At 73.5% G+C, this 16,717-nt stretch carries 14 protein-coding genes; 9 read left to right on the top strand and 5 right to left on the bottom strand.

Features of this window, described 5'->3' with window-relative positions; all coding sequences use genetic code 11:
- Nucleotides 1–119: 119 nt before the first annotated feature.
- Nucleotides 120–449 (top strand): acylphosphatase, encoded by a 330-nt coding sequence (locus RBL05_RS15310; protein ID WP_308738747.1) that lies wholly within the window; start codon nt 120–122, stop codon nt 447–449.
- On the opposite strand, the gene RBL05_RS15305 is transcribed toward RBL05_RS15310, so the two are convergent.
- On the bottom strand, nt 439–1,089 hold the full coding sequence (locus RBL05_RS15305) for an SDR family oxidoreductase (RefSeq protein WP_308738748.1): 651 nt from the start codon (nt 1,087–1,089) through the stop codon (nt 439–441). The genes RBL05_RS15310 and RBL05_RS15305 overlap by 11 nt on opposite strands.
- A 225-nt stretch (nt 1,090–1,314) precedes the next feature.
- On the opposite strand from RBL05_RS15305, the gene RBL05_RS15300 reads away from it, so the two are divergent.
- Nucleotides 1,315–2,379 carry a DUF808 domain-containing protein gene (locus RBL05_RS15300; protein ID WP_308738749.1) on the top strand — a complete coding sequence of 355 codons (1,065 nt, stop codon included), beginning with the start codon at nt 1,315–1,317 and terminating at the stop codon, nt 2,377–2,379.
- A 282-nt stretch (nt 2,380–2,661) separates the two neighbouring features.
- On the opposite strand, the gene RBL05_RS15295 is transcribed toward RBL05_RS15300, so the two are convergent.
- Together RBL05_RS15295 and RBL05_RS15290 are read right to left on the bottom strand one after the other, a co-directional pair.
- Complete coding sequence (locus RBL05_RS15295; RefSeq protein WP_053918501.1) at nt 2,662–3,174, bottom strand: phosphoribosyltransferase; 513 nt, start codon at nt 3,172–3,174, stop codon at nt 2,662–2,664.
- 167 nt (nt 3,175–3,341) lie between these two features.
- Entirely contained in the window at nt 3,342–5,513 is a 2,172-nt protein-coding gene (locus RBL05_RS15290; RefSeq protein WP_318603896.1) for a BCCT family transporter, read from the bottom strand.
- A 204-nt stretch (nt 5,514–5,717) separates the two neighbouring features.
- Between RBL05_RS15290 and RBL05_RS15285 the strand changes: the two genes are divergently transcribed.
- From RBL05_RS15285 to RBL05_RS15270, 4 genes are all read left to right on the top strand, one after another.
- On the top strand, nt 5,718–6,479 hold the full coding sequence (locus RBL05_RS15285) for a DeoR/GlpR family DNA-binding transcription regulator (RefSeq protein ID WP_308738751.1): 762 nt from the start codon (nt 5,718–5,720) through the stop codon (nt 6,477–6,479).
- The gene (locus RBL05_RS15280; protein ID WP_308738752.1) at nt 6,476–7,432 is read left to right on the top strand and encodes a 1-phosphofructokinase family hexose kinase; all 957 of its coding nucleotides are present in this window, start codon (nt 6,476–6,478) and stop codon (nt 7,430–7,432) included. Before RBL05_RS15285 ends, RBL05_RS15280 begins: the two co-directional genes overlap by 4 nt.
- A 47-nt stretch (nt 7,433–7,479) precedes the next feature.
- Nucleotides 7,480–9,615, top strand: coding sequence for a fructose-specific PTS transporter subunit EIIC (locus RBL05_RS15275; RefSeq protein WP_308738753.1), 2,136 nt, complete (start codon nt 7,480–7,482; stop codon nt 9,613–9,615).
- Between the two features lie 115 nt (nt 9,616–9,730).
- Complete coding sequence (locus RBL05_RS15270) at nt 9,731–10,588, top strand: TIGR02206 family membrane protein (RefSeq protein WP_308738754.1); 858 nt, start codon at nt 9,731–9,733, stop codon at nt 10,586–10,588.
- Here the strand turns inward: RBL05_RS15270 and RBL05_RS15265 are convergent.
- Entirely contained in the window at nt 10,522–13,761 is a 3,240-nt protein-coding gene (locus RBL05_RS15265) for a GH92 family glycosyl hydrolase (protein ID WP_308738755.1), read from the bottom strand. The two genes, RBL05_RS15270 and RBL05_RS15265, sit on opposite strands and share 67 nt — an antisense overlap.
- A 114-nt stretch (nt 13,762–13,875) precedes the next feature.
- A complete protein-coding gene (locus RBL05_RS15260) occupies nt 13,876–14,487 on the bottom strand; it encodes a thymidine kinase (protein ID WP_308738756.1) in 612 nt (203 codons plus the stop codon).
- A gap of 40 nt (nt 14,488–14,527) precedes the next feature.
- On the opposite strand from RBL05_RS15260, the gene RBL05_RS15255 reads away from it, so the two are divergent.
- The 3 genes from RBL05_RS15255 to RBL05_RS15245 all read left to right on the top strand — a co-directional run bounded on the left by RBL05_RS15255 (nt 14,528) and on the right by RBL05_RS15245 (nt 16,631).
- Entirely contained in the window at nt 14,528–15,178 is a 651-nt protein-coding gene (locus tag RBL05_RS15255; RefSeq protein WP_308738757.1) for a mismatch-specific DNA-glycosylase, read from the top strand.
- Between the two features lie 131 nt (nt 15,179–15,309).
- Nucleotides 15,310–15,450, top strand: coding sequence for a hypothetical protein (locus tag RBL05_RS15250; protein ID WP_164736164.1), 141 nt, complete (start codon nt 15,310–15,312; stop codon nt 15,448–15,450).
- Entirely contained in the window at nt 15,447–16,631 is a 1,185-nt protein-coding gene (locus RBL05_RS15245) for a YeiH family protein (RefSeq protein ID WP_308738758.1), read from the top strand. The genes RBL05_RS15250 and RBL05_RS15245 overlap by 4 nt, the downstream gene beginning before the upstream one ends.
- Nucleotides 16,632–16,717 lie beyond the last annotated feature (86 nt).

Below are 16,717 nucleotides of genomic sequence, written 5' to 3'. Positions count from 1 at the left end.
GCCCGAGGGCCCGCCGAGCGCGAGACGCGCCCGGCGACGGGGCGGTTCCCGGCCCGTACTCTTGTCGCAACGGGCGCTGCGGCGCACCAGCGAGGCGAGGAGAGCGGGAAGCGGGGGCGATGAGCGAGCCGGAGCAGGACCAGGATCAGGGCGCCGACGCAGGCGTCGACGGCGCGGAGCGGATCCGCCGGATCGTGCGCGTGCACGGAAGCGTCCAGGGCGTCGGCTTCAGGATGGACGCCGCCAGGGAGGCGGCGCGACTCGGCGCCGCCGGGACCGTGCGCAACCTCTGGGACGGCACCGTCGAGGCGGACGTCGAAGGCACGCCAGAGGTGGTCGAGGCCATGCTCGACCACCTCCGGCAGGGGCCTTCCAGCGCCCGCGTCGACGGGATCGACGTGCGCCGCGAGACGCCGCGCGGACAGACGGGCTTCCGGATCAGCGGCTGAGCGCGGCGAAGGCCTCGCCGATCTCCTGCTCGCCGTCGTTGAAGGTCACGAACTTCCCGACGGATCCGGGCTCGGCGAGCGCAGCGACGATGGCGCGCGCGACGTTGCCGCGCGAGACCGTGCCGGACTCCGAGGCGGCGGTGTCGATGCGACCGGTCGGCTCCTCGAGGGTGAGGCCCGAGGGACCGAGGATCGTCCAGTCCAGTCCCGTGCCGCGCAGATGTTCGTCGGCCCGGGCCTTCGCCTCTGCGTAGGTGTGGAACGAGTCGTCCTCGGGCACGCCGTGGTCGAGCGAGGCGCCGAAGTAGCTGACCATCACATAGCGGGTGGCGCCGACGCGCTCGGCGGCGTCCATCGAGGCGACCGCCGCGTCGTGGTCGACCGCACGGGTGCGCTTGGGGGCCCCGCCGCCGGCGCCCGCGGTCCACACCACGGCGTCCTTCCCGCGCAGGAGCTCGTCCCAGCCCCTCTCGTCGAGGGTCTCGATATCAGCGAGCACGGCCCTCGCGCCCGTCGCCTCGACCTCGCCTGCCTGCTCGGCGTTGCGGATCACGGAGTGCACCGTGTGACCGGCCTCGACCAGCAGCGGGGCCGCGAGCAGCGCGACCTTTCCATGTCCTCCGATGAGTGCGATATCCATACCCCCACACTGTCACCTGCGCGGCGTCGCGTCGAGAGGCGGTCACGGATGTTCGCCGCAAGGGGAAGGCGGGACGACCTCGTGCCGAGGCGCTGACGGGCGCCGGGCCGTGGGCGGGACCGGACTCGTGCCGTGATCATGGCCCTGCCGAGCGATCCGTGACTCCTGCGCCGTTATCCTGAGCCCGGTCGCGCCCGCGGCCGACTCCTCGGAAGAAGGACTCTCATGGCCGGTGGACTCGCCGCCCTGCTCGACGACGTCGCCGCGCTCGCGCGCCTCGCAGCGGCCAGCGCCGACGACGTCGCCGCCGCCTCCGCGAAGGCAGGCTCCAAGGCGATCGGTGTCGTGATCGACGATGCCGCGGTGACGCCGCAGTACGTCCAGGGGATCAAGCCCAACCGGGAGCTGCCGATCATCTGGCGGATCACCAAGGGCTCGCTGCGCAACAAGCTCGTCTTCATCCTGCCGGTCCTGCTGCTGCTGAGCGTGTTCGCCCCCTGGCTGCTCACCCCGATCCTCATGCTCGGCGGCCTGTACCTCAGCTTCGAGGGCGCCGAGAAGGTCTGGGAGCTGGTGCGCGGGAAGCCCAAGGAGGCGCCTGCGAGCACCAAGGGCGCCGGGGCGGAGGACAAGGTCGTCTCGGGCGCCGTGCGCACCGACCTGATCCTCTCGGCCGAGATCATGGTGATCTCGATGAACTCGGTGGACACCGACAGCCTGTGGACGCGCGCCGCGGTGCTCGTGGTGATCGCGATCGGCATCACCGCGCTGGTCTACGGCGCCGTGGGCCTGCTGGTGAAGATGGACGACATCGGCCTGGCGATGGCCAAGGACGAGGACTCCTCCGAGGGGAAGAAGCGCTTCGGTCGCGGCCTGGTGGGCGCGATGCCGCGGGTCATGGACGTGATCAGCTACGTCGGCATGGTCGCGATGCTGTGGGTGGGCGGCCACATCCTGCTGGTCGGCACCCATGAGCTCGGCCTCGCCCAGCCCTACGGCCTGGTGCACCATCTCGAGGGCCTGGTCGCGGGGGTCGCCGGCGTCGGCGCGCTGCTCGCCTGGCTGGTCAACACCTTCTTCTCCTTCGTGTTCGGCCTGATCATCGGCGGGATCCTCGCCGTGATCGTGCACTTCCTGCCCTTCGGCCAAAACGGCGGCGGCGAGGAGCACGGCGAGGGCGCAGGGCACGCCGCGGCCGACGGTCGCGGCACCGCCGACGCGCACGATGCAGGGACGGGCCGCGGACAGGAGCCCGCCGGCGACTCGACGGAGCCGCCGGCCGCCCGCTGAGCGTCCCGCCTCTCCGCCCCGCCCGCTCCGACATCCGACGCCGCGTCGTCCCTCCACGTGGCGGCGCGGCGCCGCGCATGCTTGCCGGGCTGCGCCGGCTGTGCGACGGTGGGCCACCTCCGTCCCCGACCGAAGAGCTCAGCGCCGTGCATCCCTGACCCCGCACAGCCCGGCCCGGAACCACGATCGGGTCAGGTTCTGAGCCATTCTCGATGCCGAAGTGGCTCAGAACCTGACCCGAATCGTCTCAGGCGCGCCCGCGGAGGGTGCAGGTCGCTGCGCTCAGCCCACCGACGGGGTGACGGGCGGCTCGGCCGACCAGGGGAAGACGATCCACTCGTCGGTGCGGCGCCAGACGAAGTCCGGGTCCACGACCGAGCGGGGCTTGCCGTAGATGACGGCGCTGCGGGCGTCGGCGCCCATCTCGCGCATCAGGTCGAGCACGAGCGCGAGGGTGCGGCCGGAGTCTGCGACGTCGTCGACGACCAGCAGGCGCTTGCCCTTGATCGACTCGGTGTCGAGCATGGGGGCGAGCAGCACCGGATCGGGCAGGGTCTCGTGCACGTCGGTGTAGAACTCGACGTTGATCGCGTCGGAGAGCTTCACGCCCAGCGCATAGGAGAGCGCCCCGGCTGGGAGCAGACCGCCACGTGCCACGGCGATGATGATCTCCGGCTCGAAGTCGGAGTCGGCGATCGTCTGGGCCAGCTCGCGCGAGGCGGTGCCGAACAGCTCCCAGGTCAGCACCTCCTTCTCTACGAGGTCGGAGGAATCGGCGTGGTAGGCCTGGGTCATCGGGTCACAGCTCCTGTGGATGGGCGGCGCGGAGTGCTCCGATGGTAGCGGCCCGCCCGCCCCGCGCCTCCCTCGCTGCGGCACGGGGATGGCCGATGCCTCAGTCCCGTCCCGCGCACCGGGCGCTCCCCGCCCCGCGGGCCCCGCGCTGCCGCCGGTCCGGCGACTCAGCTCCGCCCGGTGTCTCCGCCCGTTCGCCGAGCGCGCCCTTCGCCGTCCTCGGGAGCCTCCTCCAGCGAGCTCTCCGCGGAATCGTCCCCCTCGGCGTCGTCCGCCCCGGGGTCCACGGCGTCGCAGGCCCCGGGGTCCGCGCCCTCGTCCTCGTCGGGCAGCGGGTTCCCGTCGGCGTCGAGGTAGACGCCCCGCTCGTAGTCGTAGTCGATCGGGTTGCCGTCCTCGTCGGTGCGGGCGTACCACTCGGTGACCCCGGGGGCGGTGGAGTCGAACCCGCCGCCGGTGGCGTACTCGCTGTCCGGGGCGGTCGGCTCGATCGCGAGGGCGAAGTGATCGCCGTACTCCGCCACGCCCGCCCTGACCGCGTTCTCGACCGCGGCCTCCTGGTAGTGTTCACGGATGGTCATCGGGTCGTTGCGCAGCTCCTTGACCAGCGCGACCGCCATCAGCACCAGCACCACGGCGAAGGGCAGGGCGGAGACGACGATGAGGTTCTGCAGGCCCTGCAGGGCGTTCTGCCCGCCGAACAGCAGGATCACCATGGCGATGCCCGCCATGCACAGCGCCCAGAACGCGGTGATGAGGCGGTTCGGGGCGGGGTTTCCCTTCTGGGACAGCTGCGAGTTCACCAGCGAGGCGGAGTCGGCGGAGGTGATGAAGAAGATCGCGAGCATCACGATCACCACGGCGGAGATGATGCCGGCGCCGGGCAGCTGGTCCACGACCGCGAAGAAGATCTCCTGCGGGGCGGGGAGCGACTCGATCGTCCCGTCGGGCGCGATCGCGAGATCGGGGTCGGCGATGCCGACGGTGTTCCCGGCGGCGTCGAGCTCGCTGGCCCGGCGCTGCAGCCAGATCGCGGTGCCGCCGAGGACGGCGAAGGCCAGCACGATGATCGAGGAGGGGATCAGCAGCACGCCGAGCACGAACTGTCGGATGGTGCGGCCGCGGGAGATCTTCGCGGTGAACACGCCGACGAAGGGCGCCCAGCTGACCCACCACGCCCAGTAGAAGGTGGTCCAGCTGGAGAGGAAGGTCTGCATGTCTGCGCCTTCGGACATGTTCGCACCGAGCATGTCCGGCAGGGTGCCGAAGTACTCGGTGATCGCTCCGGGGATGATGTTCATCAGGAACACGGCGGGGCCGACGGCGAAGATGAACACGGCCAGCACGAGGGCGAGCGCCATGTTGATATTCGACAGCCAGCGGATGCCGCGCGCGACGCCGGAGACCGCCGAGGCGATCGTGCCGAGGGTCAGCACGCCGATGATCACCATGGCGAGCGCCGTGCCCGTGGCCGGCAGCCCGCCGACGATCTCCACGCCCCGGGCGATCTGGAGGGCGCCGATGCCGAGGGAGGCGGCGGTGCCGAAGAGGGTCGCGATGATCGCGAGCGCGTCGATGACGCGGCTGGCGGGCGAGGAGGAGTCCCCGCCCCAGAGCCCGGCGACGATCGCGCTGATCAGCGGCACCCGCCCGCGGCGGAAGGAGATGTAGGCGACGGCGAGGCCGACGATCGCGTAGATCGCCCAGGCGTTGATCCCCCAGTGCAGCGCGGACTGCGCGATCGCGCCCTTCATCGCGGCGATCGAGCCGGCGTCGTAGGGGGCGCCGGGGCGCGGGGAGAGGTAGTAGGTCAGCGGCTCGAAGGGGCCGAAGAAGATGATGCCGATGCCGATGCCGGCACCGAAGAGCATCGCCGCCCAGGAGGCGGTGCCGTACTCGGGATTCTCCCCGTCCAGGCCCAGCGGGATCCTGCCGTAGCGGGACAGGGCGATCACCAGCAGCAGGATCACCATGCCGATGGCGAGGACGTTGAAGACCCAGCCGAGGTTGTGCATCACCCAGGTCAGCGCCGCGCCGGAGATGTCGAAGACCTGCTGCGGGGCGAGCACGCCCCAGGCGACGAAGCCGATGATCGCGGCGCCCACCACGCCGACGATGACCTTGTCGATCCCGTAGCGGACCTTCTGTTCCTCCACGGAGACGCCCGGCACCAGAGCCGGATGGATGCTGTGGGGGTAGTTCACCTCGTCGAGGAAGCGCTTGGCCTGGTCGCGCCTGGTGAAGTGGCGCACCCGGCGCTCGGCGGCGTACTCGTCGGCGGCCTTCGCGGTCTGGCTCGCACGCTGGCTCGCACGCGGCGTCTGGTTCGGCGGGGTCATCGTTCCTCCTGGGAGTGGACGGCTCGCTCACTCTAGAGGCGCTCTCGCCCCCGCCCGCACCACCTCACCCCATCCACAGAAACAAAGGCACTTCCACTGTTGTTCTCTGTGGTTTTTGGGCGTATGGTGCTCTTATCCCGCCGGGCCGTCCACGGCCCCGCACCGCGACGGCCCCCGTCCGACCTCCGACGAAGCAGGTGCCCCATGTACGCCCGTGAACGCCGGCGCCGCATCCTCGAGCTGCTCGAGGCGAGCGGCCGCGTGACCGTCACCGAGCTCGCGGTCGACTTCGACGTCACCACCGAGACGGTGCGCCGCGACCTCGACCAGCTCGCCGCCGAGCGACTGCTCGTGCGGGTCCACGGCGGGGCCGTGCCTCCGAGCACCGCCGAGGTCGAGCCCGACCTCGAGGCCCGCCGCACCACCAATGTCGCAGCCAAGCGCCGCATCGCCCGCGCCGCCGCCAGCCTGCTGCCCGCCGATCCCCGCGCCGCGGTGATGCTCGATGCGGGCACCACGGTCGGCGAGCTCATCCCGCACCTCAGCGGCCGGCGCGGCCCCGTGATCACCCATGCCCCGGCGATCGCGCAGGGCGCGCTCGTGCACACCGATCTCGAGGTGCACGTGCTGCCGGGGCGGGTCCGCCCCACCACCCAGGCCGCCGTCGGCGCCGGGACCGTCGAGGCGATGGGCCTGCTGCATCCCGAGCTCGTCGTGCTGGGCTGCAACGGCTTCGACCCCTCCGGCTTCACCACCCCGGACCCCGACGAGGCGGCGGTGAAGTCCGCGATGGCCCGCTGCGCGGCACGACGCGTCGTGCTCGCGGACTCCTCTAAGGCCGGCACGCGTCATCTGGTCACCTTCGCGACGACCGCCGGGATCGACGCCCTGGTCACCGACGACGGCCTGCCCGCCGAGCTCGCCGCCGAGCTCGAGGAGGCCGGGATCGAGGTGCTGACCGCATGATCATCACCTTCACCGCGAACCCCTCCCTCGACCGCACCGTCGACCTCGGCGGTCCCCTGGTCCCCGGCGCCGTGCACCGCATCCGCGCCGACGGCCTCCAGCCCGGCGGCAAGGGGATCAACGTCGCGCTGGGCGTGCACCGCGCCGGGCTGCCCGTGACCGCCGTCCTCCCCGCCGCGCCGCAGGATGCGCTGCTGGACCTGCTCGAGGCCGAGGGCCTCCCCCACCGGGCGAGCCCCGTCGCGGGCCGTGTGCGCACGAACCTCACCGTGCTCTCCACCCCGGAGACCACCACGAAGCTCAACGAGCCCGGCGCGACGCTGGACCGGGCCGAGGTCGCCGCCCTCGAGGAGCTGCTGCTGGCCGTCGCCCGCCCCGGGGACAGCGTCATGCTCTCCGGCTCCCTCGCCCCCGGCCTGCCGACGGACGAGTACGTGCGCCTCGTCGTCGCGCTGCGGGAGCGCGGCGCGGGGGTGGGCGTGGACACCTCCGACGCCCCGCTCGCCGCGCTCGCCGCCGCGCTGGACCGCGCCGCCCCCGACTTCCTCAAGCCCAACGCCGAGGAGCTCGGCCAGATCCTCGACGCGGACGGTGCGGCGCTCGAGGCCGAGGCGGCCGCGGGACGGCTCGACCCCGTCGCGGAGGCCGCGCTGGACCTGCACCGCCGCGGCGTCGGCGCGGTGCTCGTGACCCTCGGCGGGGCCGGCGGCCTCCTCGCGACCGAAGGGGCGGCCTGGTACTGCCCGGTCCCGCCCGGGCCCGTCGTCTCCACCGTCGGCGCGGGCGACTCCGCGACCGCCGGCTATCTCATCGCGCGCGCGCTCGAGGAGGCCCCGGCCGACCGGCTCGCGCGCGCCCTCGCCTACGGCACGGCCGCGGTCGGCCTGCCCGGCACCACCATCCCCCGTCCCGACCAGGTGCGGATCGACGCCTCCACCGTCGTCCGACTCTGACCCGCTCCACCCGCCCCGCCAGGGTGCCCGTTCAAAGGAGAACCCCCATGTCCGCTGCGCTGATGACCCCCGAGCTGGTGAGGCTCGACGTCGCCCCGCCCGGGGACAAGCACGCCGTGATCGGCATGATGGCCGATATCGTCGCCGCGACCGGCCGCGCCGAGCGCGACGGCCTCGAGGCCGGTCTGCTGAAGCGCGAGGAGTCCTTCGCGACCGGCATGCCCGGCGGCTTCGCGATCCCCCACTGCCGCACCGAGGCCGTCCACGAGGCGGCACTCGCGCTCGTGCGGCTGAGCGAGCCGGTGGACTTCGGCTCCGCCGACGGCCCGGCCGATCTGATCATCGCGATCACCGCGCCCGCCGGCACCGACGACCAGCACCTGAAGCTCCTCGCCCAGCTCTCCCGCGCCCTGATCCGCCCGGAGTTCCTCGCCGCGCTGCGCGGGGCGTCCACCCCCGAGGAGGTCTCCGCGCTCGTGATGGACGTGGTCGCCCCCGAGGAGGCGGGGACCGACGCGCAGGCCGCCGGCGCCGCGACGTCCGAGGAGCCCGCCGACGCAGCGGTCGGGACGGGCGCCGCCCCGACCGCCGCTCAGACCTCCGGCTCCGCCTCGGCGAGCGCCGCCTCGGCGAGCGCTGCCGCGTCGAGCACCGCCACATCGGACGAGGCGTCGGCGGACGCCCCGGTGCTGCTGGCGATCACCTCCTGCCCCACCGGGATCGCCCACACCTACATGGCCGCCGAGTCCCTGGAGAACGCCGCGAAGGACAAGGGGATCGAGCTGCACGTGGAGACCCAGGGCTCCGGCGGCATCACCCCGTTCACCGACGAGCAGATCGCTCGTGCGAGCGCCCTGATCGTCGCCGCGGACGTGAACATCTCCGGCCGGGAGCGCTTCGCGGGCCTGCCCCTCGTGGAGCACCCCGTCAAGCGAGCGATCTCCCACGGCGGGGAGATGATCGACGAGGCGGTCGCCGCGGCCTCCGATCCGTCGGCCCGCCGTGTGCAGGCCGGCGCCGGGACCTCGGAGAAGGCGGAGAGCGGCACATCCCAGTCCTGGCCCCGCCGGATCCAGGGCGCCGTGATGACGGGCGTGTCCTACATGATCCCCTTCGTCGCCGCGGGCGGCCTGCTGATGGCGCTCGGCTTCCTCGTCGCGGGCTTCGACGTCGCCTTCGTCGCCCAGGACGTCGCGACCGGGTTCTCGCTGTCCTCGCTGCCCGGGCACCAGGAGTACGAGGGCGCGACCGGCATGGCGCAGACCGAGCGCGCGGGCCTCGCCCTCTACCTCGGCGCGGTGCTGTTCACGCTCGGGAACCTCGGCATGGGCTTCCTCGTCGCGGCACTGTCGGGCTACATCGCCTTCGGCCTCGCCGGCCGGCCCGGCATCGCGCCCGGCTTCATCGGCGGTGCCGTGTCGGTGGCCGTGGGCGCCGGCTTCCTCGGCGGTCTCATCACGGGCCTGCTCGCGGGCCTGATCGCGCTGTGGTTCACCACCCTCACCCCGCCTCGCTGGCTCGCCGGGCTGATGCCGGTGGTGATCATCCCGCTGGTGACCACCTTCGTGGTCGGCGGGCTGATGCTGCTGTTCCTGGGCCGCCCGCTCGCCGCCCTCATGACCGCGCTGCAGGACGGGCTGACGGGCATGTCCGGCTCCTCCGCCGTGCTGCTCGGCGTGACCATCGGGCTGATGATGTGCTTCGACCTGGGCGGGCCCGTGAACAAGGCGGCGTATCTCTTCGCGACCGCGGGGCTGTCCCAGGGCACCGAGGCCGCGTTCGAGATCATGGCCGCCGTGATGGCCGCCGGCATGGTGCCGCCGCTGGCGATGGCGCTGTCCACCCTGGTGCGGCGCCGCCTCTACTCCCCCGTGGAGCGGGAGAACGGGACGACGGCCTGGCTGCTGGGCGCGGCGTTCATCTCCGAGGGCGCGATCCCCTTCGCCGCCGCGGACCCCCTGCGCGTGATCCCTTCGATGATGACCGGCGGCGCGGTCACCGGCGCGCTGATCATGGCGTTCGGCGTCGGCTCGCAGGCACCGCACGGCGGCATCTTCGTCGCCTTCGCGATCAGCCCGGTGTGGGGCTTCGTGCTCGCGCTGCTGGCCGGCACGGTGGTCGCCGCCGCGCTCGTGACGCTGCTCAAGGAGATCAGGCTGCGCCGCCAGGGCGCCGCCGCCTGAGAGGAACCGCCCCCAGACGTGCAGAAGCGCGCCGCCTCGGCGGGGCGCTTCCGTATGCTCTGCCCGTGCGCCCCGACGACGGGGCGGGGCCGAGCGACCACGAGGAGAGCCGACGATGCATCTGGACCGCCCCGGCCCGGGCCCCGACGACCCGCTCCTCGCCGCCCCCGCGATCGGGCACATGCCCGCCTACGGCGGCGTGCACCTCGCGATGCTGGTGCTCCTCGTCCTCGCCGCCGTCGTCCTGGTGCGCTGGGCGCGCCGCGGCGAGAGCGCCCGGGTGGACCGGGCGCTGCGGGTCGCGGGCTGGGCGCTGCTGGCGAACTCCACGGCCTGGACGGCATGGGGGTTCATGCCCTGGGCGTGGAACCTCGAGGAGTCCCTGCCGCTGCACTACTCCGATGCGCTGCGCTTCCTGGTCCCGATCGCCCTGATCACGCAGGCGCGCTGGGCGGTGGTGGTGTGCTGGTTCTGGGGGCTGACGCTGAACATGCAGTCGGTGCTCACCCCGGACCTGAACTACTTCGTGTGGGTGCCGCTGGAGTTCGCGGAGTACTGGATCGCGCACGGCGCCGGAGTGCTCGCCCCGGTGGTGCTGGTGTGGGGGCTCGGCTGCCGGCCCACCTGGCGCGGGTACGGCCTCGCCTACGCGGCGACGCTGCTGTGGGCGGGGATCGCCGTCGCCGGCAACACCCTCACCGGCGCGAACTACGGTTACCTGAACCGGGCGCCCTCCGGGCCGAGCATCCTGGACCTGCTGGGGCCGTGGCCGCAGTACCTGCTGGTCGAGGCCGTGCTGATCGCCGCGGTGTGGGCGGCGATGACCCTGCCGTGGGTGCTGATCGACCGCCGCGCGGGCACCCCGCTCTCGGGACGAGGAGGGCTCGTGCGGCGGCCGGTTCCCGCTCAGGCGAGCAGCTCGAGCTCCGCCAGCCGCAGCGGGCCCTCGGAGGTCGTCACCACCAGGCGGTGATGCAGGCACGGCCGCGGGGAGGCGATCTCGAAGGGGCGGGTCTGGCGTCGCCATTCGAAGCGCTGCGCGGAGCGGGCGTCGAGCACCTCCCAGCTCTGGCCGTCGTCCGAGCCCTCCAGCCGCCACGCGATCGGGTCCCCGCCCGTCTCCGCGGAGGAGGTGAGGGTGAGGAAGCGGGCCTGCATCGGCTCGCCGAGCTCGGGCAGGTCGAGCACGGCGCTCGCCGTCTCCAGCACGAGCTCGGTGCGGGCGTCGTCGTCCAGCAGCGGCTGCGAGGGGTCCGCGGCGAAGAGATCCCTCAGCGGCTGCGGCCGCTGCCCCGGCGCGGTCGGCGAGGGCGGGATCGTGGCCCAGTCACCGGGCTCCGCGCCGAGCTCGACCTCGATCTCGCCGCGGAGATCCGCGTGGTCGATCCACGAGTCCGCGTGCTCCGCGCCGCGCACCCGCATCCCGGTGATGCAGACGTCCTCGGCACCGGCCGGCGCCCCGCCGGCGCCGTGCGCGGTGAGGGTGAAGCCCTCCCGGCCCAGCGGCCGCACCCGCACCGTCTCGAACAGCGGCGCGACCAGGTGATAGCGGCCCGTGCCGAGCTGCAGCGGGTACAGCCCCAGCGCCGTCAGCAGCCACCAGGCGCTCATCTCGCCGTTGTCCTCGTCGCCGGGATACCCCTGCCCGATCTGCTCGCCGACGAAGAGGCGCCGCTGCACCTCGCGGACGATCCGGGAGGCCTCCTCCGGCGCCCCCACGTGGTGGAACAGGAAAGGGATGTGATGGGCGGGCTGGTTGGAGAACCCGAACTGGCCCATCCGCACCGCCCGCGCCTCGACCATCTCGTGGATGGTGGTGTCGTAGGTGCCGCGGCGGTCGGCGCGCTCGGGCGTGTCCAGGTACTGCTCGAGCCGGCCGCGCAGCATGTCGCGGCCGCCGTGCAGGGCGGCGAGGCCCTCGGGATCGTGCGGGGCGTGGAAGGCGAAGGTCCAGCCGTTGGTCTCCGTGAAGTCCCCTCCCCACTCCAGCGGGTCGAACTCCTCGGCCGGGACGGCGAAGGCCCCGTCTGCGCGTCGGCCGCGGAAGAACTCCGTCGTCCGGTCGAACAGCAGGGCGTAGTTCGCGCTGCGCGCGGCGAGATAGGCGGACTCGCCGCGCAGCCGCTCGGCGCGGAGCCGGTCCCCCTCGGCCTCGGCCCGCTCGGCGAGCAGCGCCGCCTGCGCGGCGATGCCGGCGTCGTTGATGTGCGCCTCGAGGCTCCAGGAGACGCTCTCCCCCACCTCGGCATCGGTGGCGACGTAGCCGCGGAACACGGCGGTCTCCCCGCCCTTGCGGCCCACCTCGGGCTGCGGCGGGGCGACGGTCGCATTGCGCAGCGCGGCCTCGTAGGTCGCCTGCGGATCGGGTAGCGGCACGCCCTTGACCTGCAGGTCCGCGAAGGCGATGTCGCTGCTGGTGCCGGTCATGCAGTCGGCATAGCCGGGTGAGGACCAGCGCGCGATCCAGCCGCCCTCGCGGTGCTGCTGCACGAAGCCGTCGGCGAGCTCCGCGGCGAGCTCGGGGTAGAGCAGTGCGTAGGCGGGCCAGGCGGTGCGATAGGTGTCCCAGAAGCCGTGGTCGACGTACATCCGCCCCGGCACCGTCTCGGCGTTGGTGCGGGTGTCGGTCGCCGCGCCGCGCACGGGCAGCACGGGGCTCGCGTGGACGGGCTCGACCACCTCGGCGGTGCCGCGGTTCTCCCAGTGGGAGGACGGGTAGAGGTTCAGGCGGTAGAGGCTGCCGTACAGGGTGCGGCGCTGCGGGGCGGTCGCGCCGGGCGCCTCGAGCACCTGCAGGCGGCGGGTCCACAGGGCGTGGGCCTGCTCGCGGACCTGCTCCAGGGTGCGTCCGGCGAGCTCGAGCGCGAAGGTGCGCTGGGCCTGGTCCTGGCCGAGCAGGCTCGTCACCAGGCGGACCGTGATGGTGCGGGTGCCGGGCGCGAAGCTGAGCACGCTGCCTCCGCTGTCGCCCTCCGCGCGGCCGACGCGCACGGGGGCGGGCTGCACCTCGGCGAGCACGAACATGCGGGTCGCCCCGTCGGCCCGGTCGTACCCCTCCTGGGGCGAGGAGTCGATCCAGCCCTGGACCCGCCCGTCGAAGACGGCGCCGGCGGCGTCGAGGCGGCTGTGCGCGTCCACGCCCTCGAGGAGGAGGTGGCCGGGCCCGGAGTCCTCCGGCAGGGAGATCTCGCAGACGGCGCCGTGGTCGGTGGGCGCGAGCCGCATCCCGATCCCGCCCTCGAGGGCGACGGCATAGAGGTCGGGGCGGGCGGTCTCGTCCTCGTGGGTGAAGGCGCGCTCGCGCGCGGCGGGGCTCGCGTCCGGGCTCTCGCCCAGCAGCGGCATCATCACCAGCTGGTGGCGGTCGCCCATCCAGGGGCTCGGCTGATGGGTGAGGGACAGGCCCTGGAGATGGGTGCGGTGGTGCTGGTAGATCCAGCGGCGGGTGCGGGCGTCGGTCGCGGGGGTGAACTTCGCGAAGCCGTTGGGCAGGGCGGTGATCGGCAGGGTGTTCCCGCGCGAGAACTCGAAGGCCGAGCGGGTGCCGCGCCGGGTGTCGACCCAGGCGACGGGGTCCTCGAGCGGCGGGTCCGCGGGCGGCACGGCGAGGGAGGGGCCGTCGATCCAGCCGTGCAGCGGGGCGGGCGGCGCGGCCTCCCCGGGCTCGGACTCGAGATCCTCGAGGAGATCGGCCTCGTGGTCCTCGGGCACGTCGACCTCGACCAGCACCTCCTCGATCCGGCGGCCGACGAGCGCCTCGAGCCCCACCTGGACGTCGTTCCACTGGTCGGCGTAGAGGATCCTCGCCTCGCCGAGGCCGCGGGCGGTGGCGAGGGAGCCGTGCTGGTCGCGGGGCTCGTGCTGCGAGAGGCGGGAGCCGTCGTCGAGGACGAGGTCGAGCGCGACATGGGTCGCGCCCCAGCTCAGCTCCTCGTCAAGGACCGGGTGCACGAACCAGCGCAGCACCTCGCCGGGCGCGATGGTGCGGCCGACGATCCCCGCCGCTCCGGCCTCGGCGGGCAGCGCCTGCTCGGCGCGCTCCCCCGCCACGGCCGCGTAGCGCACGGCGGTGATCGGCTCGAGCTCGCCGTCCGGGCGTCCGGTGCGCGGGGAGCCGACGGGTGCCTGGTCCGGGGTGAGGATCATCGTGCCAGCGTAGCGAGACGGGGAGGCAGGACGGGTGAGGCGTACGCGGGCGGGACGACGCGAGCGGGCACGCGCGGAGGGTGGACTGCGAGGTCGACGAGGGCGTCGAGCCGCTCACCTGAGCCGGCGCGGCTCCCGCGCGGCGGGATCGCGGTGGGCGCGGCAGCGCGCCCGGTAGGACTCCCCGCCGCCCACCTGCGCGGCGGTCGCGCGCCGGGCGTCGGCCCCGTCGTCGACCAGGCGTATGTGGAAGGCGGCGTCCGCGCCGCACACCGTGCACACCGCGGTGAGCTTCACGACCTCCTCGGCCCGCGCCATCAGCTCCGGCAGCGGGGAGAAGGGCTCGCCGTCGTAGGTGAGGCACAGCCCGGCGACGGCGACGTCGATCCCGGCCTCGAGCAGCTGCTCGACCACCGGCACGAGGGCGGGACCGAAGAACTGCGCCTCGTCGAGGGCGAGCAGCTCGACCCGGCCCTCGGCGCCCTCGGGCGCGTCCGGCAGCCCTCGCAGCACGTCCGGGTCCTCGAGCATCCGGGCGGGCGTGCTGCGGCCCAGATGGGTGCTGAGCCGGTCCGCGCCGCCGCGGTCGTCGAGGCTGTGGCCGACCACCTCGACGCGCCGACCCGCCAGACGCGCCCGGTGCACGCGCCGCAGCAGCTCCTCGGTCTTGCCCGCGAACATCGGGCCCGCGATCACCTGCAGTCGTCCTGCCTCCGTGGGGCGCATGGGAGCACAGTACGACCGCCGGCCGACATACAGTGCAGGGATGAGCATCCGTCGCCCCTCCCCGCTCGGCGGCCGACGTCCCTCCCGGGACGAGCTGACCGACTTCGCGACCCCCGACCCCGACGCGATCGACGACGTGCTGCCGGACCCGCGACGGGGCGAGGAGCTGCGCCTGCTGATCGTCGGCATCAACCCGGGGCTGTGGACCGCGGCCGTGAACGCCCCCTTCGCCCGGCCCGGGAACCGCTTCTGGCCCTCCCTGCACCGCGCCGGCCTCACCTCCCGCCTCGTGGACGCCTCCCGGGGCCTGGACCCCGAGGACGAGCAGGACCTCCGCACCCGCGGCATCGGGATCACGAACCTGATCGGCCGTGCGACCGTGCGCGCCGACGAGCTGGGGCGCGAGGAGCTGCGCGCGTCCGGCCGCCGCCTCGTCAAGCGGCTCGAGACGCTGCGTCCCCGCACGGTCGCGATCGCCGGGATCACCGCCTTCCGCACCGCCTACGCGCTGCCCCGCGCCCGGCTCGGACGGCAGGACCCCGCCGAGGTCGAGGGCTGGCCGGCCGGGATCGACCTCCACGTCGTCCCCCAGCCCTCCGGCCTGAACGCCCACGCGACGATCGCCTCCCTCGCCGAGGACTGGCGCGTCGTGGCGGCCGCCGCGGGTGTCCGTCACGTGGACGAGAGCTGACGGGCGCCTGACAGGACACGGTCGCGGAGCGAACGTGCTGGTCGCTCGCCGAGACACCCCGAGCCGATGTCCTACAGTGCCTCCAGGCCCCGGTGCGTGCGCCGGGGCATCCCGAGACTGGAGGAGGAACGGTGAGCAGCACCGAGCGTCCCGACAACCCCGATGACCACAAGCGGTTCTCCCTCGGCGAGGACTGGATCGCGACGCTCGTGGGGCTCGTCCTGTTCGGCGCCTGCATGGCCGGGCTGATCTCCTCGGAGCTGATCCCGTGAGCGCGACGGAGCGGACCGCCGCCGACGGCGCCGCGGCCGAGGCCTTTGCCCCCTCCCCCGGCCCGGCTCCGCGCGCCGCGCTCGGCTGGACCGTCGCGGGCCTCGTGATCGTGGTGGCTCTGGCCTGGCTGGTCTCGGTGCTCACCGATGCGGTCCCCGAGCTCACCGAGGGCACCGCCGTCGGGAAGGTCGCGAAGTCGATCGAGTACCCGGTCTACGCGATCGCGCTCGGCTTCCTCGGCAACGCGGTGCTGTCCCTGACCGGGGTGCGCCGTCGCATGGCCGCGGCCTTCCGCACCGAGCTGTTCATCAAGGTGGGCCTGGTGCTGCTGGGCGCGAGCGTGAACTTCGCGATCGTGGTGCGCGCGGCGGGTCCCGCCGTGCTCCAGGCGATCCTGCTGATCACCGTCGTCTTCGCGTTCACCTGGTGGTTCGCCGGGCTGCTGGGGCTGGACGACAGGCTGCGGGCCCTGCTCGCCTCCGCCCTGTCGATCTGCGGGGTCTCCGCCGCCGTCGCGGCCGCCGGCGCCGTGGAGGCGAAGAAGGAGCAGCTCGCCTACACCGCCACCCTCGTGATCGTCTTCGCGGTGCCCTCGATCTTCCTGTTGCCCTGGCTCGCGGATCTGATGGGGCTGTCCCCCGCGGTCACCGGCGCCTGGATCGGCGGCAACATCGACACCACCGCCGCGGTGACGGCCGCGGGCGCGGTCGCCGGCGAGCAGCCGCTGCAGATCGCCTCGATCGTGAAGGTCACCCAGAACGCGCTGCTGGGCATCGTCGCCGTGCTGCTGACGCTGTACTTCTCCTTCAGGGTCGCCCCCGCCGCCGGCCGGGCCGTCGCCGGCTCCGGCACGCGCCGCGTGGGAGATCGCCGCTCGCTGGCGATGCTCTGGGAGCGGTTCCCGAAGTTCGTGCTCGGCTTCCTGCTCGCCTCGGTCGTGGCGACGGTGCTCGCAGAGTCCCTCCCCGAGGCCGTCCTCGAGCCGCGGCTGGACGCCGCCAAGGAGCTGCAGACCTGGGCGCTGACCCTCGCCTTCGTCTCGATCGGCCTCGAGTTCAACGCCTCGAGCATCAGGGAGTCCGGCTGGAAGCCGATCGTCGTGTTCGCGGCGGCGACCGTCGTGAACCTCGTCGTCGGCCTGGGCCTGGCGCTGCTGCTCTTCCGCGGCTTCACCTTCTGACCGCCCCGCGGGACGGGAGCCGGAGCGGGCCCCACGCAGGGCAGCGACCCCCTCGGCCCGAACCCGCTTGCGATGCCGGACCCCGC

The organism is Brachybacterium sp. GU-2, from assembly GCF_030866705.2.
Taxonomy (GTDB): domain Bacteria; phylum Actinomycetota; class Actinomycetes; order Actinomycetales; family Dermabacteraceae; genus Brachybacterium; species Brachybacterium conglomeratum.
The sequence above is the reverse complement of the archived record's forward strand: the minus strand, read 5'-3'. Positions and strand labels throughout refer to the sequence as shown.